20 protein-coding genes are annotated in these 20,816 nt (G+C 66.8%); 6 read left to right on the top strand and 14 right to left on the bottom strand.

The features are described from left to right. The 9 genes from rplW to NM2_RS09790 all read right to left on the bottom strand — a co-directional run bounded on the left by rplW (position 1) and on the right by NM2_RS09790 (position 7,450). The gene (gene rplW / locus NM2_RS09830) at positions 1-306 is read right to left on the bottom strand and encodes a 50S ribosomal protein L23 (protein ID WP_067666854.1); all 306 of its coding nucleotides are present in this window, start codon (positions 304-306) and stop codon (positions 1-3) included. Further along, entirely contained in the window at positions 303-989 is a 687-nt protein-coding gene (rplD, locus tag NM2_RS09825; protein WP_067666849.1) for a 50S ribosomal protein L4, read from the bottom strand. The genes rplW and rplD overlap by 4 nt, the downstream gene beginning before the upstream one ends. Next, a complete protein-coding gene (rplC, locus tag NM2_RS09820; protein WP_067666847.1) occupies positions 986-1,651 on the bottom strand; it encodes a 50S ribosomal protein L3 in 666 nt (221 codons plus the stop codon). The genes rplD and rplC overlap by 4 nt, the downstream gene beginning before the upstream one ends. A gap of 14 nt (positions 1,652-1,665) precedes the next feature. Further along, positions 1,666-1,971, bottom strand: a complete 306-nt coding sequence (gene rpsJ / locus NM2_RS09815) for a 30S ribosomal protein S10 (protein ID WP_003938093.1) — start codon at positions 1,969-1,971, stop codon at positions 1,666-1,668. 422 nt (positions 1,972-2,393) lie between these two features. After that, on the bottom strand, positions 2,394-2,915 hold the full coding sequence (locus NM2_RS09810; RefSeq protein ID WP_218025883.1) for a hypothetical protein: 522 nt from the start codon (positions 2,913-2,915) through the stop codon (positions 2,394-2,396). A gap of 65 nt (positions 2,916-2,980) precedes the next feature. Beyond that, positions 2,981-4,135, bottom strand: a complete 1,155-nt coding sequence (locus NM2_RS09805) for a hypothetical protein (RefSeq protein ID WP_067666845.1) — start codon at positions 4,133-4,135, stop codon at positions 2,981-2,983. 129 nt (positions 4,136-4,264) lie between these two features. Then, positions 4,265-4,735 (bottom strand): FixH family protein, encoded by a 471-nt coding sequence (locus tag NM2_RS47330; RefSeq protein WP_084530644.1) that lies wholly within the window; start codon positions 4,733-4,735, stop codon positions 4,265-4,267. A gap of 211 nt (positions 4,736-4,946) precedes the next feature. Then, entirely contained in the window at positions 4,947-6,875 is a 1,929-nt protein-coding gene (locus NM2_RS50650) for a hypothetical protein (protein WP_245717938.1), read from the bottom strand. 212 nt (positions 6,876-7,087) lie between these two features. Further along, entirely contained in the window at positions 7,088-7,450 is a 363-nt protein-coding gene (locus NM2_RS09790) for a hypothetical protein (protein WP_067666839.1), read from the bottom strand. 141 nt (positions 7,451-7,591) lie between these two features. Between NM2_RS09790 and NM2_RS09785 the strand changes: the two genes are divergently transcribed. After that, positions 7,592-8,068: a hotdog fold domain-containing protein gene (locus NM2_RS09785; RefSeq protein ID WP_067666837.1), complete on the top strand. Its 477-nt coding sequence runs from the start codon at positions 7,592-7,594 to the stop codon at positions 8,066-8,068. Between the two features lie 266 nt (positions 8,069-8,334). Further along, the gene (locus NM2_RS09780; RefSeq protein WP_067666835.1) at positions 8,335-9,549 is read left to right on the top strand and encodes a lycopene cyclase family protein; all 1,215 of its coding nucleotides are present in this window, start codon (positions 8,335-8,337) and stop codon (positions 9,547-9,549) included. A 258-nt stretch (positions 9,550-9,807) separates the two neighbouring features. On the opposite strand, the gene NM2_RS09775 is transcribed toward NM2_RS09780, so the two are convergent. Continuing rightward, positions 9,808-10,836 carry an SDR family oxidoreductase gene (locus NM2_RS09775; protein ID WP_067666833.1) on the bottom strand — a complete coding sequence of 343 codons (1,029 nt, stop codon included), beginning with the start codon at positions 10,834-10,836 and terminating at the stop codon, positions 9,808-9,810. 353 nt (positions 10,837-11,189) lie between these two features. Then, positions 11,190-11,993: an enoyl-CoA hydratase-related protein gene (locus NM2_RS09770; RefSeq protein ID WP_067666831.1), complete on the bottom strand. Its 804-nt coding sequence runs from the start codon at positions 11,991-11,993 to the stop codon at positions 11,190-11,192. 132 nt (positions 11,994-12,125) lie between these two features. Here NM2_RS09770 and NM2_RS09765 point away from each other — a divergent pair, with 132 nt between their 5' ends. Further along, complete coding sequence (locus tag NM2_RS09765) at positions 12,126-13,352, top strand: TetR/AcrR family transcriptional regulator (protein ID WP_067666829.1); 1,227 nt, start codon at positions 12,126-12,128, stop codon at positions 13,350-13,352. A gap of 14 nt (positions 13,353-13,366) precedes the next feature. On the opposite strand, the gene NM2_RS09760 is transcribed toward NM2_RS09765, so the two are convergent. Beyond that, positions 13,367-14,881 carry an aldehyde dehydrogenase family protein gene (locus NM2_RS09760; protein WP_067666827.1) on the bottom strand — a complete coding sequence of 505 codons (1,515 nt, stop codon included), beginning with the start codon at positions 14,879-14,881 and terminating at the stop codon, positions 13,367-13,369. 420 nt (positions 14,882-15,301) lie between these two features. Between NM2_RS09760 and NM2_RS09755 the strand changes: the two genes are divergently transcribed. Genes NM2_RS09755 through NM2_RS09745 form a run of 3 tightly spaced genes read left to right on the top strand, consistent with a single transcriptional unit; the run spans position 15,302 to position 17,957 of the window. After that, on the top strand, positions 15,302-16,294 hold the full coding sequence (locus NM2_RS09755) for a daunorubicin/doxorubicin resistance ABC transporter ATP-binding protein DrrA (protein WP_067666825.1): 993 nt from the start codon (positions 15,302-15,304) through the stop codon (positions 16,292-16,294). Further along, positions 16,291-17,106, top strand: a complete 816-nt coding sequence (locus tag NM2_RS09750) for an ABC transporter permease (RefSeq protein ID WP_067666823.1) — start codon at positions 16,291-16,293, stop codon at positions 17,104-17,106. Before NM2_RS09755 ends, NM2_RS09750 begins: the two co-directional genes overlap by 4 nt. An 11-nt stretch (positions 17,107-17,117) precedes the next feature. Then, positions 17,118-17,957, top strand: a complete 840-nt coding sequence (locus NM2_RS09745) for an ABC transporter permease (protein ID WP_067666908.1) — start codon at positions 17,118-17,120, stop codon at positions 17,955-17,957. 272 nt (positions 17,958-18,229) lie between these two features. Here NM2_RS09745 and NM2_RS09740 read toward each other — a convergent pair whose 3' ends face one another. Further along, complete coding sequence (locus tag NM2_RS09740; protein ID WP_245717934.1) at positions 18,230-19,471, bottom strand: Nramp family divalent metal transporter; 1,242 nt, start codon at positions 19,469-19,471, stop codon at positions 18,230-18,232. A gap of 180 nt (positions 19,472-19,651) precedes the next feature. Then, complete coding sequence (locus NM2_RS09735; protein WP_067666905.1) at positions 19,652-20,647, bottom strand: alpha/beta hydrolase; 996 nt, start codon at positions 20,645-20,647, stop codon at positions 19,652-19,654. Between the last annotated feature and the right edge of the window lie 169 nt (positions 20,648-20,816).

Below are 20,816 nucleotides of genomic sequence, written 5' to 3'. Positions count from 1 at the left end.
TTACGCGACAGAGCCTCCGAAGATCTCGATGGGCTTGCTGTCGGCCGAGAGGGTCACGAGCGCGCGCTTGGTGCTCTTGCGCTGGCCGTAACCGAAGCGGGTCCGCTTGCGCTTGCCCTGACGGTTGGCGGTGTTGACGCTGGTCACCTTCACGCCGAAAACCTTCTCGACGGCGATCTTGATCTGCGTCTTGTTCGAGTCCGGGTGCACCAGGAAGGTGTAGGTGCCCTCCTCGATCAGTCCGTAGGACTTCTCGGAGATGACCGGCGCGAGCAGGATGTCGCGGGGATCGGCGATGGTGGTCACTTGCTGTCCTCCTGTGCAGCTTCGGCGGGGCCGTGCACGAAGGCGTTGAGCGCCTCGACCGAGAAGATCACGTCGTCGCTCTTGAGGACGTCGTAGGTGTTCAGCTGGTCGGGAGCGATGGGGTGCACGCCCTGCAGGTTCGCCACGCTCTTCCACGCGGTGGCGTCCTCGCGACCGACGACGACCAGGATGTTCTTCCGCTCCGACAGCTCGGCCAGGAAGTTCTTGGCGGTCTTGGTCGAAGGGGTCTGTCCCGCAACGAGTTCGGTGATCACGTGGATCCGCTCGTTCCGCGCCCGGTCCGACAGCGCGCCACGCAGCGCGGCGGCCTTCATCTTCTTGGGCAGGCGCTGCGAGTAGTCGCGCGGCTGCGGGCCGTGCACGGTGCCACCGCCGGTGAACTGCGGCGCGCGGGTCGAACCCTGGCGGGCGCGGCCGGTGCCCTTCTGCCGGTACGGCTTCTTGCCACCACCGCGGACCTCGCCGCGAGTCTTGGTCGCGTGGGTGCCCTGGCGAGCCGCGGCCTGCTGGGCCACGACGACCTGGTGCATCAGCGCGACGTTGGCGGTGACGTCGAAGATCTCCGCGGGGAGTTCGACGGTGCCGTTGGTCTTGCCGCCCGGCTCTTTGACCGGAAGCGTCAGGTTGGTCTTCTTTTCAGCGGTCACTGTCTCGGTGCTCATGCCCGGGCACCACCCTTCACTGCACTCTTGACGATCACGACGCCGCCCTTGCGGCCCGGGATCGCACCCTTGATCAGCAGCAGGCCGTTCTCGGCGTCCACCTTGTGGACCGAGAGGTTCTGCGTGGTGACACGGTCGCTACCCATCCGGCCCGACATCCGCATGCCCTTGAACACGCGACCGGGAGTGGAGCAGCCACCGATCGAACCCGGGCGGCGGTGCACGGCCTGCGCACCGTGCGAGGCGCCCTGGCCGCGGAAGCCGTGGCGCTTCATGGTTCCGGCGAAGCCCTTGCCCTTGCTGGTGCCGGTCACGTCGACGAACGCGCCCTCTTCGAACGCGTCGGCGCTGATCTCCTGGCCCACCTCGAAGGTCGAGGCGTCGGCGACGCGGATCTCGGCGACGTGGCGACGCGGTGTGACACCGGCCTTGGCGAACTGGCCGGACTCCGGCTTGTTCACCTTGCGCGGGTCGATGGCGCCGAAGGCGACCTGAACGGCCGAGTAGCCGTCGCGCTCCACGGTGCGGATCTGGGTGACGACGTTCGGGCCCGCCTTGACGACGGTCACGGGAACGACGCGGTTCTTCTCGTCGAAGACCTGGGTCATGCCGAGCTTGGTGCCCAGGATGCCCGCGGCCGGACGGCTCTTGTTGTCAGTCATATTCGAAGTCCCCGTCACTGAATGTTGACGTCGACGCTGGCCGGGAGGTCGATGCGCATGAGCGCGTCCACCGTCTTCGGCGTCGGGTCGAGGATGTCGATCAGCCGCTTGTGCGTACGCATCTCGAAGTGCTCGCGCGAGTCCTTGTACTTGTGCGGCGAACGGATGACGCAGTACACGTTCTTCTCGGTCGGCAACGGCACCGGCCCGACGACGCGGGCACCGGTGCGGGTCACCGTCTCGACGATCTTGCGCGCAGACGCGTCGATCGCCTCATGGTCGTAGGCCTTGAGCCTGATGCGGATCTTCTGTCCCGCCACGCTGAGTGTCCTTTTCTCCGCTTTCGTCGTGATCCGGGAGTCGCCTCCCGAAGCACCCTCATTTGCATGCCCGAACCTACGAAGACAGCAGACGCATCCGTACTACCTACGACCGGATCTCTTCGAGAGAGGCTGCCCGATCCATCGCCGCTGTTCATCTGTCATGGTTCTTCCGGTCCACGCGGTCGGGCGTGTCGCCTTTCCGCTCATTCTTCGGCCCCGGATAACTCTCCATTGGGCCGGTAGAACGCTGTCCCGGACGTATCCGCGCCGGACTCGACACCGATACTGTGGGTACTGCCCGCCTCCACCGATACAGACACAGGCCACCCGGTGAAGGCAACCCGACAAGTATGCACGAGCCCCGGCGGCGACTCCAAATCGGGGTCCTGTGAGACCGATGACCCCGCGTTCTCCCTGCTTCAGATCGTCAGCGGCAGCTTACCGGGGCGCAGTCTGCGCCACACGACCACGAGGAATACCAGCAGACCGGCCAGCGGCAGCAGACCCAACGTCCAGCTCAGCGGCAACGGCGGGCCGGGCTGTTCGAGGACCCGGACCCCTTGCAGCGTTCCTTCGCCGCGCCCCTGCGGACCGTCGATGACGAAGGTGAAGCCGTAGTCGCCGGAGACGTTGAGGGATTTGACGTCCAGACCCCAGGAGTCGCGTTTGCGCGGGTGTCGCACGAGCGGTTGCACCCGGCGGGTGGCCCGGCGATCGGGTCCGTTGATCTTCAGGGTTCCGGATTTTCCGGCGATGCCGCCGTCGGGCAGGAAGGTGAAGTCCAGCGACTGCATGGCGCGGATCGGCCAGGTGGTGAATCCGACGGTGACGCCGTACGAGCCGACCTGCACCCGTTCGGTGTGCACGATGTTCACAGGTTGGTAGGCGGCGGCCGGACCGGCCGTGATCAGGCCCAGCGTGGCCGCCGCGAGCAGCAGCACGGTCAGCCGGCGCAGGGCGGTGCCAGCGATCGCGATACTGCTGCGATCACCCGTAATACGTTCGGTCACAAGGTCTCCCGCGATACCAGGGTGCGCAGCACGGCGGCGAAACGTCCGCCGAAGAATCCGGCGACGAGCCCGAACGGGATCCCGAGGACCGCGATGACGGTGAACATCGACGCTGTGATCTGCGCGACCGGATCGGTCAGGATCGTCTGTAGCGGCAGGCCGACGCCGAGGATGACGCCCGCGACCACGCCGGTCGCCAGCACGGTGCGATGCGGATCCAGATTCCGGGCCCTGGCCAGCGCGAACATTCCCTCCACGGCGACCGCGGCGACGATCAGGAACATCGGCATGATGCTCGGGAACGAGGGCGGCAGCGGCAGCAGGCTGTCGCGCAGGGGCAGGCCGACGGCCGAGGCGTACACGTGCGCGGCCCATGGCGAGAACCACCACAGCAGCCCCTGCGTGACGCTCATCGCCACGCCGATGGCCAGGGCGGATCCGGCGCGCCCGAGGACGAGCGCGCCCATGATGAGCAGCATCGGCGCGAACAGCACGGTGGCCGCGACCATGGCGTCGACCGGCAGTCGCAGATTGTTCAGCCCGTCGGCGGGGATCGGGGCGTAGGAGATCATCAGTACCGTCGCGAACACCAGCCCGACCCGGCCCCACAGCTCGTCGCGATGCGCCGAGAACACGATGATGCTGCCGATCATGGTCGTCGCGATGGACAGGAACAGCGCCACGTGCGACGGGGTGTTGAGTACCGCGTCGAATCCGTAGATCGAATGCCACTCCAGATCGAACAGGCCGTAGAGCAGGAACAACGCCGCGCCCGCGCCGGAGACCATATAGCCGATCGGTGCGGTGAGCGTCCCGCCGAAGACCCGGATCGGCGTGCCGCCCGCACGCGGGGCCTCCCGGCCCGCCCGTTGCGCCGAGGTCGTCAGAAGCACGACGGCGAGGCTGGCGAATCCGGAGATCGCGCTGCCGGAGTAGAGGAACAGATGCGGCAGGGTGAAGAAGGTGTCCGGCCCGACGTCGGTGTGCCACTGGATATCCCAGCTCGTCCCGACCGTTGTGACGACGATGCCGAGCAGAACGACCCAGGCTCCCGCCCGCGCCGCCGTCCCGGTGGTCTCGGCCACGGCGATGCGGCTGGCAGGCACCGCCCGCTCGCCCTGCGCCGCGTCGAACGGAATCGATGCGCTCACAACGTCTCCCCCGCATTCTCCCGCGAACGGGTCGTTCTCTCCCGAGTATCCGACAGCGATCCGACCGGTCGCTCCCTGTACTCACTCATCGTGATCCTCCCATCCGGTGCTGCCGCACCGCGATGTTTCTCATCCGCTGATCCACAGCGGTACGGACAGGTGATCGGTCGCGTCACCGGCAACGACGGACAACCGCAGCTCCCACGGCCCGGTCATCATGAACGACACGTCCGGTGCGTGATAACGACCTTCCCCACTCACCGTCGCGGTGACAGGCGCATCCGAGTACCCCATCCGAGGTTCCACCGCCTGCACCTGGACAACGGCGTTGTTCACCGACCGACCCGCACGATCGGTCAGTTCGATATCGACTCCGGTGTCCCCCATCCGAGAACTGCCCAATGTCACAGTGACGATGTGATCCGCTGTGCCGCTGTGCATTACGAGATGCCCCGGAGGCGTCGGCCACAGTAACCATCCGACGAGACCAACGAGCGCGACCACCAGTACGGGAACCCCGGCCACCCGCACCGATCGTGCGCGGGGTTCGCGGACCACGGGCTCGCCTGGTTCCGCAACAGCCTTCGGGTTCGTCGTCATCGCACAGCCTCGCCATCCCTCGGCACCGCATGTCGGGCCGGACCGCGATATACCGTCCGCTCGCCGGGCATTCGTTCCGAACCCCGGGCAGTCACCGACCCGGCGGCGGGTTCACGATGACCTTCCGACCGCCTGAAACCCCCCGCATCCACCTGCGTAATCATCTGTGCCGCTGCCGATTTCGGTGACCACGAACGAGATATTCCGACTGTCATCGCGATGCTCCCGAGGGCTCGACATCGAGAACGACCGGGATGGTGATCACGCTGTAATTCCGCTCGACCTGGATCCAGACCCGGTAGTGGCCCGGGGCCAGGAAGGTGAAGGTGAACGGCACTGCCGGACCGTAGGCGGCGACCGTCTCGTCGGGAGCGCTGTCGCCGTTCACCGGGAACATCAGCATCGCGCCACCGGGATTCGCTGTGTTCATCCCCGGATTCGGTGCATTCATATCCGAACCACCGTTCATACCGGGCATGTTCGGCATCACCGGAGTGCTGGTGCCGGAATTGTCGTTCATCCCGGGCGTGTTCGGCATGTTCGGAGTGCTCTTTCTCGAACTGTTGTCCATTCCAGGCATGTTCGGCATCACCGGATTGCTCGTGCCAGAACTGCTGCTCATCCCCGGCATATCGGGCATGGGTGGAGTGCTCGTGGCCGAACCATCGTTCATTCCAGGCATGTTCGGAGTGGTCGACCGGGCCTGAGGCGTTGCAATCGGCCCCGGCTCGGAATGCACGTCGGGCGTTGCCATGCCGGAAGTCGTTGTTCCGCTTCCGGATTGGTTGTTCATTCCCGGCATCGACATGCCGCCCATCGAGTGCGCGTGGCCCCACACCGGGGCGTTCTGCACGGCGGTGCCGATGTCGGTGTCGGAATCGGGTAGCGGTCCGGCGACGATCATGTGCCCGACCATGCCGAGCCAGGGTTGCAGGTCGGAGGTGTTGCCGACGGTCGCGGTGAGGGTGATGGGGGTGCCCGCCGTTGCCGCGGTGGTGGTCACGGTGATCGGGGTGGCGTCCACCGTGGTCGACGTGGTCGTGACACCGTGGCCGAGATGTACCGGGTTCGCGGTGTGTGGCGGTGCCGTGCCGGTGGCCCGTCCCGGCGCGACGGTGAAACCGCTTGCGGCGCGGACCATTTGCACGCCCCCGCCGCGCCGGGCCAGTTCGGCGGACAGCGCATAGTGTCCGGCTTCGGGTGGGGTGAATTGAATCCTGAAGTGGCCCGGGGCAATTCGGATCGGATGCAGATGCCAGAGCTCACCGCCGGGGCCGACCGCCAGCAGGTGGATCAGCGCGCCGTCCTCGATGATCAGATCGTCCACGGGAGCTCCGGTGGCCGCATCGGTCAGATTCAGGTCGAGATCGCCGGGCTGCCCGGCACTCAGCGGCGCGCCGGACAGGCCGAGCATCACCGGCGGCCGGGAGAAGTCCGAAACCAACGGCTGCCCAAGGGCATACGGGTTGCTCACGTTGTCCACGTCGGGATCGAGTTGCACCCCGGGCTGCGGTGGCAGCGGCAACGAGGCGGACAGCACCGCGGCGGTGATCGCCACCGCGAGCCCCGCCACCATCCCCCCGGCAGGCAACAGTGCCCACGCACTGCGCCGAGCCCGAACCGCCACCAGAATCGAAACCGGCAGCAGCACACCGGCAGCCAGGAATCCGCCGTAGACGAAACGTTCCGGCGGCGTGGTCACCTGCTCGGACACAACGAACGGTATCCGCGCGACCTGCCGCCCGTCATCGATGGCCAACTCCCAAGGCCCCGGGCGATCCACCCGCAATGTCGTCGAATACATCCCCGGCGCATTACCGAGTTGCACCGCGCCCCGATCGGTGGGCACTCCCGGCGGAGGCGACGACGCCTTCGAAGATGCCCCCGTGGACGTCAACGCCAACGACAACCGCCCACCCGCACTCCCCGCATGAGTAACCACCTCGACCTGCAACGGCCCCGGCACCGACGTCACCCGCCGCAACACAACGGTCAATTCCCGATCCCCCAGCGTCTGCGCAACAGCCACATCCCCACCCGAAGACGGCGCATCAGCACCCGCGACCCCACTCATCCCCACCAGCAGGAACACCCCCACCAGCGTGAAAAGGCCCCACCGCCTCATCCGCCCAACAGCCATCACAGGCCCATCGTAGAAATCCCCCGCCCCCAATTCCATCACCTCGCAAGCTGATCCGCCCTCCCCACACGAGTGATGCGCCCCGAGAAATCCCCGTGTACCCACCCCGATGCGAAGCACGGCCCGCCGCCGAATTTCCCAGGTCACGAAATACCCAGGCCAACATCTAATCCAGCGCGGTCGCCCGCAACACTCGCCCACCCCAACACACGTCAGCTGCTCGACGAAAGCGTCTCCTCGAGAGTGGCAGCCCTCAGCACTCGCCGCGACCACACCCTCAACTGTTCGACATCGGCCGCGTACACAGCCTGCTCAACCACAGAATCCAGGTCACCGAACTTCTCGACCAACTGGTCGATCAGTGTTGCCGCGCGACCGCGCGCTTCTCGCATTTCAGCTGTTGTCACGATGACCTCCTTGGCGATGGGGCCGAGTGGTTCGGCGAAGGATTCGAGTTCACCGGGCAGCAATTCGCCGACTCCCTCAATGTACGTCACGACCGCCTGGAAATCCTCCCTCGCATCGGGGCCTTCCAGAAGGGCGCGCAGGTCAGGGACAAGATCGGGTAAGACCATCGCCACTTATATTGGGCAGATATCGAAATAGAATTTTCCAAAAGGAAAGCAACTAGAATGGACTCGCACCAGACTCCACCCCGCCAACGCGCAGTCACCGACAGACGCCCACCACAACTTACTATCGAGTAAGATAGGGGCATGACGAACGAGACCGCCACCTTCCGCGGCTGGAAGAAGCTTCCCGACAACCGCATCGGGCATGCGCTGTTCTCTTTGGGCATGGTCGCCCGAGTGCCCTACTTCGGCACCGTCGTACCGAACGTCGTACGTCTCGAACCGGGCGTATGCGAGGTCACCGCACCCAAATGGTTCGGCATCCACAACCACCTCGGAACTTTCCACGCGATCGCCGCTTGCAACCTCGCAGAGGTGGCCATGGGCATGCTCAGCGAGGCCACCGTCCCGACCACACACCGCTGGATCCCCAAGGCCATGAACGTCCAATACCTCGCCAAGGCCGAATCCGGCCTCCGCGCGGTCGCCCAACTCCCCGAAATCCCCGATTTCACCCAGATAACCGAAGGCCGCGACCTCACCGTCCCCGTCTCGATCTACGACAAGAACGGCATCGAGGTAGTCCACGCGGACATCACCACCTGGATCACTCCGAAGTAATCGGGCGTCGCTCAGACATTCACACCGAGTTCCACGAATTCGTACTGATAAACAGGGTGGAACGTCGCCTGACAATTGGCAACCGACGACTGAACTACCCTGTGTATTTCGATTCGAGGCGCATCGCCTCGAGCACGACCGCCGAGAGTGGGTGCGACCAGCCGCGCAGCGCTCTGAACAGCGGGGTCTCGTTCACCGGACGACACGTTCGACGGATCCTGTGGACCGGTGTGGATGATCGGCACGGGACTGATTGAATGAGAGATATGAGTGGTCAACGTGTCGGGGAGGCGGATCTCTGCGTGGTGGGGTTGGGGCCTGCCGGGCGGGGGCTGGCGCATCGGGCGGTGCGGGCGGGGATGCGGGTGGTGGCGGTGGATCCGCGGCCCGAGCGGTTGTGGCCGCCGACGTTCTCGTGCTGGATCGACGAGCTGCCGGAGTGGTTGCCGCAGAGCACGATCGCGCAGCGGATCGAGGCACCCACGGTGTGGACGCAGTCCGCGCATCGGATCGAGCGGCCGTATTGCGTGCTGTCGAAACCCGGTCTGCGCGAGGCGCTGCCGCTCGACGACGCGACCGTGCTGGCCGCGCGGGCGACCTCAGTGGGAGCGCATCGGGTCGAACTCGATGACGGTACGACCGTCACGGCCGCAACGGTTTTCGATACGCGTGGCCTTCCCTCTCCCGGTGCGCGGCGGACCGCCAGTGCGCACGGGATCTTCGTGGACGCCGAACGCGCCGCGCCGATGGTCGCCGATGGCGAAGGGCTGCTGCTGGATTGGCGCCCGGAGAACGGGGCCGGACCGGATGAGCCGCCCTCGTTCCTGTACGCGGTGCCGCTCGGCGACGGCACGGTGATCTTCGAGGAGACGAGCCTGGGGCTGCGCGGCGGTATGCCACAACGTGAGTTGCGTCGCCGGACACTCAATCGTCTCGCCGCGCATGGAATCACATTGCGCGGCGACGAGCCCAGCGAGGCCGCGCACTATCCCCTGGATCAGCCGCCGCCCGCGATCCGCGCCGCCGGACGGGCAGGTGATGCGGTGCCCTTCGGCTCCCGGGGCGGAATGATGCACCCGTGCACCGGATACAGCGTGGCGGATTCACTCGCCCTGGCGGACACCGCGATCGACGCCTTGCGGGCCGGCCGCGACCCGGTGCGGGACCTGTGGCCATGGCAGGCGCGCCTGGTCTACTGGATGCGGATGCGCGGGGTTCACGGCCTCGGCAGACTCACTACCGAACAATCGATCTCGATGTTCGAGGCGTTCTTCACCGCCTCGCCCCGGGAGCAGCGCGCACTGCTGTCCGAGCACGCGGATTACCTGCCCCTGGCCACGGTCCTGTTCATGACCGTCGCCCGCACCTGGCCGTTCCACTGGCGCTACGACCTGGTCGGCTGGACCAACCGAAACCGTTGGCTCGGTTACGAATACGCGCCTGCGAAGGACCGTGCCGATGCCGCGTTCGACGAAATCTGAGAGCTCGCATCGACAGCCCCAACCGCCACGTGCCCACACAATGGCGCGCAACCGACAGCGCCGCACCACAACACCCGATCGACGGCCGCATCCGCAATTCCACGAACCCCCGGTCCGAGAGCGCCGGAGCGAGGCGAAGTACCACGACGGCCGACGGGCCACCAACGACGGCGCATTTACCCTGGCGCACCTCGCGCATGCCGTAAACCCCAGCCTGACAACCACATCCGACCGGCGGGGCTCACTCAGCGGGCGGGCTCACACCCAGTTCTCGATCCAGTATTTCCAGATGACGGGGGCGTAACCAGCCAGGGGCGGCACCCGGATATCGGTGCCCGCCAAGGCCGCGGTCGTATTGCGGCAGTCGAACCAGCAACCGAATTCGTTCTGCTCGAGCACTTCTCGGGGCACGCCCAGGTGCGGCAGGATCGAGCCCACGCCTGGGAGTTGCAGCATCATGTCCAAGGTTTGGCGCGGCATGACCTCCAGCAGCCGGGGAGCCCCTGCCTCGTGGGCGAACAGATTGAGCACGTCGGCGGCGCTCTGGCGGCGCGGATCGACCAGGTGGTAGGTGGTCCCGGCGGCGACGGGCAGGTGCACGATATGTCCGAGCGCCCGGACGACGAAATCCACTGGCACCATATTGGTTTCGCCGAGCTTGGGCACCAGTAACGGCAGAATTCGCGGTAACTGCGCGGCCATCCGCAGCAGCCGGAAGAAGTAGTACGGCCCGGTGATCCGATCGATCTCGCCGGTGCGGGAATGGCCGACCACGATCGAGGGCCGGTAGATCCGCCAGGGCACCGCCGAACGCTCACGCACGATCCGTTCGGCCTCGAACGCGGCTCGCTGCTGTGGGGTGAGCAGCACCTGCCCCACGTCGAACATGTCCTCGCCGAACAGTCCCTCGGCCGCACCGGCTACCTCGACGGTCGACATGTGGTGCAGCGCACCGGCTTCCAACCGCTCGGCGAGATCAACGACGTGACCGGTCCCCGCGCCGAGCCCCGCCGCGTCGTACCCGACGGCCAGATGAATCACATGATCGATCGAACCGCGGTGCGCGGCAATCCAATCGGAGTCGATCCCGAGGCCGGGCGCGCCGAGATCTCCGCGTACCCGCCGCACCCGCTCGCCCGCGCCCCACTCCCGCACACACCGATCGAATCGGTACGCCGGATCGGCCCCGGGACGCACCACAACATGAATATCACCGCTATGTTTCAGCAACTCTGGGACGAGATACCGACCGATACACCCAGTTGCCCCGGTAACCAGGTAATTCATGTAGTCACAGTAGCGCCTACCTGCCGATGAGCATCACCCGGATATTGCGCGGCTCTGCCCATGGCCTCCGCTCCGCTACGGCGGGCCGAGGCCCTCGCGACTCCGGTCCTTCCCTCCCTCCGCTCCGGTCAGTCCAGGACCGGAGCGGGCCCCAGTCTTGGGGCTGGAGTGTCCCGGTGTGGGCGAAACGCAGATGATATGAGGTGTTCCGATGCCGCCCAAGGCGAAACGAACTCGGCCAATTCCCGCTTCCTTCGGTCCAAGACGGGGCCATGGGAGCTGGCGTGTCCCGGATAGGCGGAACCCAGGTGGTCCCTGCGTATGACGAACGTGGGCACCGTGACGCGGCGGCCCTAGTCGGCGAAAACGGCCTTGCGCTTGGTGAGCATGGCGGTCACGCCCTCCAGGAAATCGGGCGACTGGAGCAGTTCGCCCTGGCCGGTCTTCTCCGCGGCCAGGGCGGCGTCCAGCGAGGTCAGCGTGGCTTCGTTGAGAGCACGCTTGGTGAGTGCGAGGGCGCGGCGCGGGCCGGTGGACAGTTTCGCGGCGGCGGCCTCGACCTTCGCGTCGAGTTCGTCGGCGGACAGAACGCCGGTGATCAGGCCGTGGCGGACCGCCTCGGCGATGGGCAGACGCTCGCCCAGCAGCGCCATCTCCGCGGCGAGGGGGCGTCCGGCCGCGGCGGCGACCATGGCGGCCGCGCCGCCGTCGGGCATCAGACCGATGTTGATGAACGCGAGCAGCAGATAGGCGTCCTCACTCGCGTAGGTCAGGTCGGCGGCCAGGGCCAGCGCGACGCCGACGCCCGCCGCCGCGCCGCGAATCCGCGCGATGACCGGGACCGGCGCGTCGACGATGGACTTGACCAGCCGGTTCGCCGCATCCATGGTCATATCGGAAGTGATGCCGCGCTGCGCCTCGGATGCCACCCCGGACAGGTCCGCGCCGGTGCAGAAATCGGTACCCTCACCGGTCAGCACGATCGCGCGAACCGTGCGATCCTCGACAACGGCCTCGAACACGTCACCGAGCGCGACCATGGTGTCGTAGTTGATGGCGTTCTTGCGCTTGGGATTGGCGATGGTGACACGCAGCACCGGGCCGTCGTGGACGACACGCAGGCCCGTCGGGGCGGTGGTCTGCTCGACGTTGCTCATAACAACTCCCAGGTAGGCCGTCGATGCGAGCGGCGGCGCGAGAATGACGGTTAACATTGCGAATTGTGGTTAACTTAAGATGAGTTGTGCGGCGCTGTCAACCAGGCGGCGGTGCGAGAGAAGGAGAGGTGCATGGTCGCGGATCGCAGCGAGTCCGGACTCGCTTCCGCGCGAGAGGACGGCACGACGGTCCGGCGCCGGCCCAAGAACCGGAAAGCACAAATCGTGCGCGTCGCGGCCCAGGCGTTCAGTGAGCGCGGCTACCACCCGGTCGGTGTCGACGAGATCGCGGCCGAGGTCGGCATCTCCGGCCCCGCCCTGTACCGGCACTTCCGGAACAAGTACGCGCTGCTCGTCGCCGCGGCCGAGGGTGGCGCGCAACTGCTGCTGGACGCCGCGCAGGCGGCCGACGATCCCGCACTCGAACCCGAGGCCCGGCTCACCGCGCAGATTCGCGCACTGGCCGAACACACCATCGAAGTACGCCGCGAAGGCGGGCTGTACCGCTGGGAGCGCCGGTATCTCGAGCCCGAGGACCGCCGCCGCATCCGGAAGATCTACGACGAACTGCACGCGACGGTGGAATCGGCCATCACCGCGCTGCGCCCCGAGGACAGTCCGACCGACATCAACGTGATCGGCACCGGAATGCTCGGCGTGATCGGCAGCATCACCCTGCACCGCACCACCCTGTCCACCGCTCGGCTGACCGATCTGCTGCAGGAAATCTGCTGGTCGATCGTGCGCACCGAACTGACCCCGGCGCCGACCGAGCCCGCACCCGAGACGCCCGTGCGGGGCGTGCCGCTGAGCTCCAAACGCGAACAGCTGCTCACCGAGGCGATCCGGATCTTCGGCCGCCAGGGATATCACGAGGCCAGTATCGAGGAGATCGGCGCGGCCGTCGGTATCAACGCCTCGAGCGTCTACCGCTACTTCCCGAGCAAATCGGATCTGCTGGCCGCGGCCTTCCACCGCACCGGCGAGCGCGTCGCGATCGCCAACTCCGAGGCGCTGGCCGAGGCGACCGATCGCGCCGACGCCGCACTGCGCATCGCCGACCGTTTCGCCCGATTCACCTTCGCGATGCCGGAAATCCTCCCGGTCTACTTCGCCGAATTCTCGAATCTCCCTGCAGCCGAACAGCATCGGTTGCGCGCGATACAGCGGCAGAACGTCCTCGAGTGGGCGAATCTGCTCGACGGCGACCCCGCCGAGGCCCGCTTCCGCGTACACGCCGCGATCGCCCAGGTCGTCGACGTCGGCCGCCGCCTGCGCTTCGACCGTCGCCCGGAAAGCCTTGCTCGCGTCCACGAACTCATGCGCGCGGTACTGCTGGGCACGCCTGCCGAAGGCTGAGACCGCGCGCCCGGTCACCCCTGCCCGTGCCGCATTCGGAAGATCGCCTTGGCCAGGCGCAGATTTCGCGGATGTCGGTCGAACGTGGTCAGATCGACCATGCCGCGATAACGCTTCTGCGCGATGGACAGGGTGCGGCTGAATTCGCGCAGGCCCGCCTCGCCGTGTGTGTGCCCCTGGCCGTATTCGCCGACGCCGCCGAAGGGCATCGCGGGGATTCCGGCGTAGGCCATCGATGAATTGATCGTCACCACACCGGTTCTGATGCGTTCGGCGAATTCGGGGACCATCCGCACATCGCGGGTGAACACCGCGACCGCGACGCCGTGCTCGGCGGCGTTGATGCGTTCCACGGCCTCGTCCATGCTCGCCACCGGATTCACGATCAGCACCGGCCCCGCGGCCTCACCGGTGATCGCCTGGGAGTCCTCGGGCACGTCGGCGAGCACGATCGGCTCGACATAGGGTTCGCGGATCGAGTCCAGACCGCCGACCACCAGCCGCCCGCCCTGCGCGACCGCATCCTTGACCTGCCGACGCACCACCTCCACCTGCGACTCCAGGATCATCGGGCCGTAGGAGGCGCGGCGGTCGCCACCGGGTCGCAGCTTTCCCGCACGCGCGGCGACCCGCTCCAGGAACGGCTCGTACACCGATTCGGCGACGTAGGCGCGCTGGATTCCGGCCGAACTCTGCCCGGCGTTGGACATCGCGCCGAAGACCGCGGCATCGGCGGCGTCATCGAGTTTCGCGTCGACCTGAACGACCATGGCGCCCTTGCCGAAACGTTCCACGACCACCGGCGTCAGGGTCTGCGCGCACAGCGAGATCACCTCGCGCGCACCGGCATCCGAGCCCGCGTAGGCGATCTTGTCCACCCGCGCGCGGCACAGCGCGGCGCCGGTCGTGCTGTCCCCGGTAACCACCTGCAGCACAGGCTGATTCGGGGCGAGCCGGGCCCAGCTCTCGGCCAGCCACACCCCGACGCCCGGGGTGAGTTCGCTGGGTTTGAAGATCACGGCGTTACCGGCGGCCATGGCGTAGGCGATCGAACCCATCGCCGTGTAGACCGGATTGTTCCAGGGCCCGAGCACACCCACCACGCCGAGCGGAAGATAGCCGACCGAGGCGCGCTCGCTGCGGGTGAACCAGCTCCCGCCGAGGCGCCGACGGCCCAGTGCCCGTTCGGCATTGCGCGCGGCCCAGTCCAGATTCTCCACCGCCTGCATCACCTCGATGGCCGCGTCGGCCTCGGGTTTGCCGGTCTCGGCGCAGATGAGGTCCACCAGTTCGCCCGCGCGCCGGACGATGATCCGCTTCCAGTCCAGTAACCAGCGTTTACGTCCGGCGAATCCCAGTGCCGCCCACCATTTCTCGGAGGACCGCGCGGTCCGCACCGCGCGCGTCAGTTCGGCCCGGCCCATCACCGCGTAGTCACCGACGGATTCGCCGGTGCGCGGGTCGAAGGACGTCAGGACGCGGGAGCGGGCCGTGGGCCCGCTGTGCACACCTCGGGCAGACTCTGCCATCGGTCAACCTCTCGCCGACGTGAGTCCACGGCAGCCCGACGTCCCGCCCGGACGAGGTTGCCGCGGACAAGTGAGTGTCCGTCTCTTCCCCTTGCCGTCAGAGTATGGGCGGCCGGGCCAATGCGACAAGGTTCCGTCGCACTCGCCGTACCGGCCGGTTCGTCCCCGGACCTGCGACGACACGAAGGCCGTACCGGTCGGTTTCCCGAATTGTGAGTAACGCCACAATTACCGGCAAGTCTCGCGGACCGCTCGAACCGCGGCCGCCCCACCCCCGATCCGCGCGTTACCCGTGCGGCCCCGCCATGACCCCACTCCCAACCAGTAACATCGCCCCCGGTGGAAGGGATCACCAATCCGGGACGCACGAACGGCGATCCGGACAATCCGATAGCCGCCCCCGGCCATAGTGGAGAGTCGATGCCGAGCTTGGACAACGCAGAGTCGCCGCCCGAAACCGCGGTCATGGTCGCCGACGTGCGCAAGTCCTTCGGCGACGTCCATGCGCTGCAGGGCGTCAGCTTCACCGCCGCACGCGGCTCGGTCCTGGGCGTCCTGGGACCCAATGGCGCGGGTAAGACCACCATGGTCAAGATCCTGTCCACCCTGCTGCGCCCCGATTCGGGCACGGCCGAGGTCGCCGGGCACGACGTGCTGAGCGATGCGGCCGGTGTGCGGCGATCGATCATGATGACCGGCCAGTACGCCGCGCTGGACGAGAACCTGTCCGGGCGGGAGAACCTGGAGTTGTTCGGGCGGCTGATGGGGTTGACCAAGAAGGCCGCCCGCGACCGTGCCGATACGTTGCTCGAGGAGTTCGACCTGGTCGGGGCGGGCAAGCGCGCGGTGCGCGGCTACTCCGGCGGTATGCGCCGCCGCGTCGACATCGCCTGCGGGCTGGTCGTACGGCCCGAGGTGGTCTTCCTCGACGAGCCGACCACCGGCCTGGATCCGCGCAGCCGGCAGGGCGTCTGGGATCTGGTCATCGCCCTGAAGAACCAGGGCATCACGGTGTTGCTGACCACGCAGTACCTCGAAGAGGCCGATGTGCTCAGCGACAACATCATCGTCATCGACCGCGGCACGGTGATCGCCGAGGGCACCGCCGACGAACTCAAGGAGAAGACCGGCGGCAGCTACTGCGAGATCGTCCCGCTGGATCCGACCCAGGTCGTGAAGGCCATCGACGCGCTGGGCGATCTGGTCCCCGAGTCGATCGCCAAGGAATTCGCCGAGCAGCCCGCCGGAACCGACCGGGTCTCGATTCCCGCGCCCGAAGGCGCGGCCACCCTGTCCGAGGCGCTGCGCCGCCTGGACGCGGGCGGGGTGGAGTTGGCCGATATCGGCCTGCGACGGCCCTCCCTCGACGACGTGTTCCTATCCATCACCGGCCATTCGGGCGGGCACGAGTGACGGAACAGCTCACCGAGCCCGGCAGTGGTCTGTTCACCGGGGTGACCCTGGTGCGCCCGTCCGGATTCGCCCAGTGGCGGGCGTTGACCGGGCGGATCGTGCGGACCATGGCCACCAAGGGCGAACTGATCGTCGCGGTGATCACGCCGCTGGTCTTCACACTCGGGTTCTATCTGCCGCTGCGCTGGGTGATGCAGGTGCAGGGCATCGATTACGAGCAGTTCGTGATGCCGATCATCGTGCTGCAGACCATGTCGTTCACGATGATGTCCAACGCGCAGATCGCGGCGTTCGAAACGGCCAGCGGCCTGAATACGCGCATGCAGACCATGCCGGTCGGGCGTCTGGTTCCGCTGCTGTCGCGACTGTCGGCGGGCCTGGTGCGATCGGTGACCTCGCTGATCGCCGCGCTGGTGTTCGGCTACGCGATCGGATTCCGGCTGCATTCGAGTGTCTGGCAATCCGCGCTGTTCTGCGTTTTCTCGCTGGGCGTCGGCACGGTCCTGGCCATCGGGGCCGATGCGCTGGGTTGCCTGACCAAGAGTCCGGAGTCGCTGAGCCAGGCGCTGACGCTGCCCACCCTGATCCTGGGCATGCTCTCCTGCGGATTCGTCCCGGAGACGGGCTTTCCGGCCTGGATTCGGCCGTTCGTGCGCAATCAGCCGATTTCGCAATTCTCCTTCGCCCTGCGGGATATGGCCGCCGCGAGCGGAGTGAGCTGGCATGTGCTGTGGGTGCCGCTGGTGTGGCTGGGCGGGCTCGCGGTCTGCTTCGTGCCCCTGGCGGTCTGGGCGAGTATGAGGCGGGAATGAGTTCTGTTGTCATGGAGTCCGCGCAGACCCCCGGCGGACAGGCCCCGCTGCCGATCGTGCCGCCGCAATCCGAACGCGCGCTTTCGGCATGGGTGCGGCACAGCCTGATTCAATGCAAACGGCTTCTGCTGGTGTGGGTGCGCGATCCCGCGACGACCATTCAGACCCTCATCTATCCCGCGCTGACGCTGCTGATGCTGCGCATCGTGCTCGGCGATTCGATCACCTCGGCCACCGGCATGCCCAGCCAGTACGGAACCGTACCGATGATCACGCTGGTCGCGGCGATGTCGGGTGCGGTGGTCAGCGCGCTCGGGTTCAAGAACGAGCAGTACACCGGGCTGCTGGGCCGGATGTGGACGATGCCGGTGCATCGGGCCGCCGGACTCACCGGACGTCTGCTGGCCGAGGCGATTCGCGTGCTGATCACCACGTTGTTCGTGATCGCGGTCGGGTTCTGCATAGGTTTCCGATTCTGGAACGGCCCGCTGGCCGCCCTGGCGATGATCGGCATCCCGGTCCTGTTCGGCGTGGCGTTCGCGGTGCTGGTGACCGCGCTGGCGACGATTTCGGGCGGGGTGATGCTGGTGAACATCGTCGCCATCGTCAACACCCTGCTGATGTTCTTCAACTCCGGATTCGTGCCCACCACGGTCTACCCGACCTGGCTGCAGTCGACCGTGGCGAATCAGCCGATGAGCACGGCCATCGACGCCATGCGCGGCCTGTGCTGGGACGGCGCGGTCACACTGCCGCTGCTCAAGACCCTCGCCTGGACGATCGGGGCGATCGTCGTGTTCGCCTACCCGGCTATCCGGGGTTATCGCCGCGCCGCGGAAACGAGCGGCTAGGAGAGGCCCCATACACCTCGTTCCCTCACACACCTTCGTTCCCTCAACCCCGGACAACACCAACACCTGGTTTGCGGCGCGGCTCGCCGCCCGGACGCGTGGCGGGTGCGAGGAACGAGTACCCGACACGGGACCGGGCGGTGAGCCTCAGAGCGCCGCAAACCCGCCGGAGCGAAGCGGAGGCCAAAAACACGGCAAACCCGCCGGAGCGAAGCGGAGGCCAAAAACACGGCAAACCCGCCGGAGCGAAGCGGAGGCCGAAAACACAGCAATCAGACGCAGGTCAGGTAGATCAGGAACAGGTTCAAAGCACTGATCAGGATCGCGATGAGCCACGCCAGTGTTGTCGTGCTGCGGTGGTTGACGTCGACGCCCATCAGAGTGCGGTTCGCGGTGAAACGCACCAGTGGCACGAGTGCGAACGGGATGCCGAACGAGAGCACAACCTGCGAGACGATCAGCGCGCGCGTCGGATCGAATCCGACGGCGAGGATCAGCAGCGCGGGCACGAGGGTGACCGTGCGCCGCAACAGCAGTGAGATGCGGCGGCGCAGCAGCCCCTCCATGATCATCGCGCCCGCGTAGGCGCCGACCGAGGTCGAGGCCAGGCCCGAGGCGAGCAGCCCGATCGCGAGCAGCAGCGCCGCGACCGCGCCCAGCGAGTGATCGACCGCGTGGTACGCGTCCTGGATGGTCGAGACGTCGCCGTGTCCGGCGAAGGTGTGCGCGGCCATCAGCAGCATCGATAGATTCACCACGCCCGCGATCAGCATCGCGATACCGACGTCCCATCGGCTCGCGCGCAGCAGCCGGGTGCGAGCCGGACCGGGCTCGCTGTGGCCGTGCCGATCGCGCGACATTCCCGAGTGCAGATAGATCACGTGCGGCATGACCGTAGCGCCGATCATCGCCGCGGCCAGCAGCACACTGTGCGTGTCCTGGAAGCGCGGCACCAGCCCGCCCGCGGTGTCCGCGACAGAGGGCGGCGAGATCACCAGACTCGCCACGAAGCCGATCGAGATGATCGCCAGCAATCCGATGATCACCCGCTCGAACCGCTGCTGCCCGTGCCGGTTCTGCACCGTCAGCAGCAGGATCGAGACCACGCCGGTGATCAGCCCGCCGAGCAGCAGCGGCAGCCCGAACAGCAGTTGCAGCGCGATCGCGCCGCCGACGACTTCCGCGAGATCGGTTGCCATGGCTGCCAATTCGGCCTGCACCCAATACCCGAGCCGGGTGCGCGGCCCGGCGGCGGCACGCACCAGTTCCGGCAGGGAGCGTCCGGTGACCAGCCCGAGTTTCGCCGAGAGATATTGCACGAGCGCGGCCATCACATTGGCCAGCACGACCACCCACACCAGCAGATACCCGTACTGCGCACCCGCGCTGACGTTTGCCGCCACATTCCCGGGATCCACATACGCGATCGCCGCGACGAACGCGGGCCCGAGCAGTATCGATGCCGACCGCGCCCGCCGGAACGCGGCAGCCGGACCAACGATCGCGATGCTCACATGCTCAGTTTACGGCTACCCGAACTTTCGTCCATAGGACACCCGAAAAATGTGACCACGCAAACTCTCGGTCGAACACCAGCCCCCGAGGTCAACCCAGTTCCCCCCACTCTGAACAACGCCGACTCCAAGGCCGGGGTCACGAGGGCCCCGGCCCGCAGTAGCGGAGCGGAGGCCGAATTACAGCCCCAGGCCCTTGGCCAGGACGGGCCAGGAGCTCAGGAAATCGTCGTGCCAGTAACCCCAGGAGTGGGTGCCGGTGTTGCGGAAGTTGTAGGTGGCCGGGATGCCGAGGGACCTCAGCCTGGTCTGCAGGTTGTGCGAGCAGTAGTTGACGCCGGCCTCGATGACGCCGCCGATCAGCAGCTGGTTGGCCAGGCCATACGCGCCGGGCAGGGCGTACTTGTTGTTCATCGTGTCGTAGACGCCCGGCAGACCGTTGCCCGAGGAGATGTACAGGTTCAGCCCGCGCAACTTGTCGGCGTGCACATACGGGTCGTTCTCGGCCCAGGCCGGTGCGCCGTCGGGACCGTACATGTTCTTCACATCGCCACCGCCCCAGACGTCCACGGTGAGCTTGACGAATTCGCGGCCGGTAGGATCGGAGGTCTGCGCGCACCCGGAATACGCCGCGGCGGACTTGTACAAGCCCGGCTTGGCGATCGCCAGATTCAGCACGCTGGTACCCGAAGTGGACAGGCCCGCAATGGCATTCACGCCGTTGGTGCCCAGCGCGGCATCGACCAGCGGCGGCAGCTCCCGGGTGAAGAAGGTCTTCCACTTGTTGCGGCCCAGAACCGGATCATCCTTGATCCAGTCGGTGTAATAGCTCCACTTACCGCCGATGAGCTGAACCACGTTGACGTTCTTGTCGCTCAGGAAGCCCTTGACGATATCGGTCTTCTTCACCCATGACGCGTCGTCCTCACCGCCGCCCGCGCCGTTGAGCAGGTACAGCGTCGGGCGCGCCTTGGACGCGTCGGCGGGACGCTGCACGTCCACCGGGAAGGTCTCGTCCATCGCCGCCGAATACACGTACAGGCGAATGTTGCGATTGTCGGTGTAGGTGGCCCGGGTGATGCGCGAACCGTCGGGCGCCTTCGGATCGGCCAGCAGGGCCTTGGACGTGATGATCGGATCGCCGGCCGAGGCGGTCGTCGCGCCGACCCCGGTCAGGACACCGGCGAGAACTCCCGTGGCCGCCAGGACAGCGGCGGCTCGAACGCCACGCCGGAAACGTCGACGAATCACTTGTGCACACCTTCACTATCGGTTCGAATTTCCAGCAGTCCGGTCGGAACCGGTGCGCCGACTCCCCCGCGGGCCGTACGACATCCCGCCCGAC

The organism is Nocardia miyunensis NBRC 108239 (assembly GCF_001613065.1).
Taxonomy (GTDB): Bacteria; Actinomycetota; Actinomycetes; order Mycobacteriales; family Mycobacteriaceae; genus Nocardia; species Nocardia miyunensis.
This window is presented reverse-complemented; position numbering and strand designations above follow the sequence as displayed.

Coding starts and splice junctions, on each gene's coding strand:
- rplD (WP_067666849.1), bottom strand. CDS start 989: ATGAGCACCGAGACAGTGACCGCTGAAAAGAAGACCAACCTGACGCTT.
- rplC (WP_067666847.1), bottom strand. CDS start 1,651: ATGACTGACAACAAGAGCCGTCCGGCCGCGGGCATCCTGGGCACCAAG.
- NM2_RS47330 (WP_084530644.1), bottom strand. CDS start 4,735: ATGACGACGAACCCGAAGGCTGTTGCGGAACCAGGCGAGCCCGTGGTC.
- NM2_RS50650 (WP_245717938.1), bottom strand. CDS start 6,875: ATGGCTGTTGGGCGGATGAGGCGGTGGGGCCTTTTCACGCTGGTGGGG.
- NM2_RS09790 (WP_067666839.1), bottom strand. CDS start 7,450: ATGGTCTTACCCGATCTTGTCCCTGACCTGCGCGCCCTTCTGGAAGGC.
- NM2_RS09785 (WP_067666837.1), top strand. CDS start 7,592: ATGACGAACGAGACCGCCACCTTCCGCGGCTGGAAGAAGCTTCCCGAC.
- NM2_RS09780 (WP_067666835.1), top strand. CDS start 8,335: ATGAGTGGTCAACGTGTCGGGGAGGCGGATCTCTGCGTGGTGGGGTTG.
- NM2_RS09775 (WP_067666833.1), bottom strand. CDS start 10,836: ATGAATTACCTGGTTACCGGGGCAACTGGGTGTATCGGTCGGTATCTC.
- NM2_RS09770 (WP_067666831.1), bottom strand. CDS start 11,993: ATGAGCAACGTCGAGCAGACCACCGCCCCGACGGGCCTGCGTGTCGTC.
- NM2_RS09765 (WP_067666829.1), top strand. CDS start 12,126: ATGGTCGCGGATCGCAGCGAGTCCGGACTCGCTTCCGCGCGAGAGGAC.
- NM2_RS09760 (WP_067666827.1), bottom strand. CDS start 14,881: ATGGCAGAGTCTGCCCGAGGTGTGCACAGCGGGCCCACGGCCCGCTCC.
- NM2_RS09755 (WP_067666825.1), top strand. CDS start 15,302: ATGCCGAGCTTGGACAACGCAGAGTCGCCGCCCGAAACCGCGGTCATG.
- NM2_RS09745 (WP_067666908.1), top strand. CDS start 17,118: ATGGAGTCCGCGCAGACCCCCGGCGGACAGGCCCCGCTGCCGATCGTG.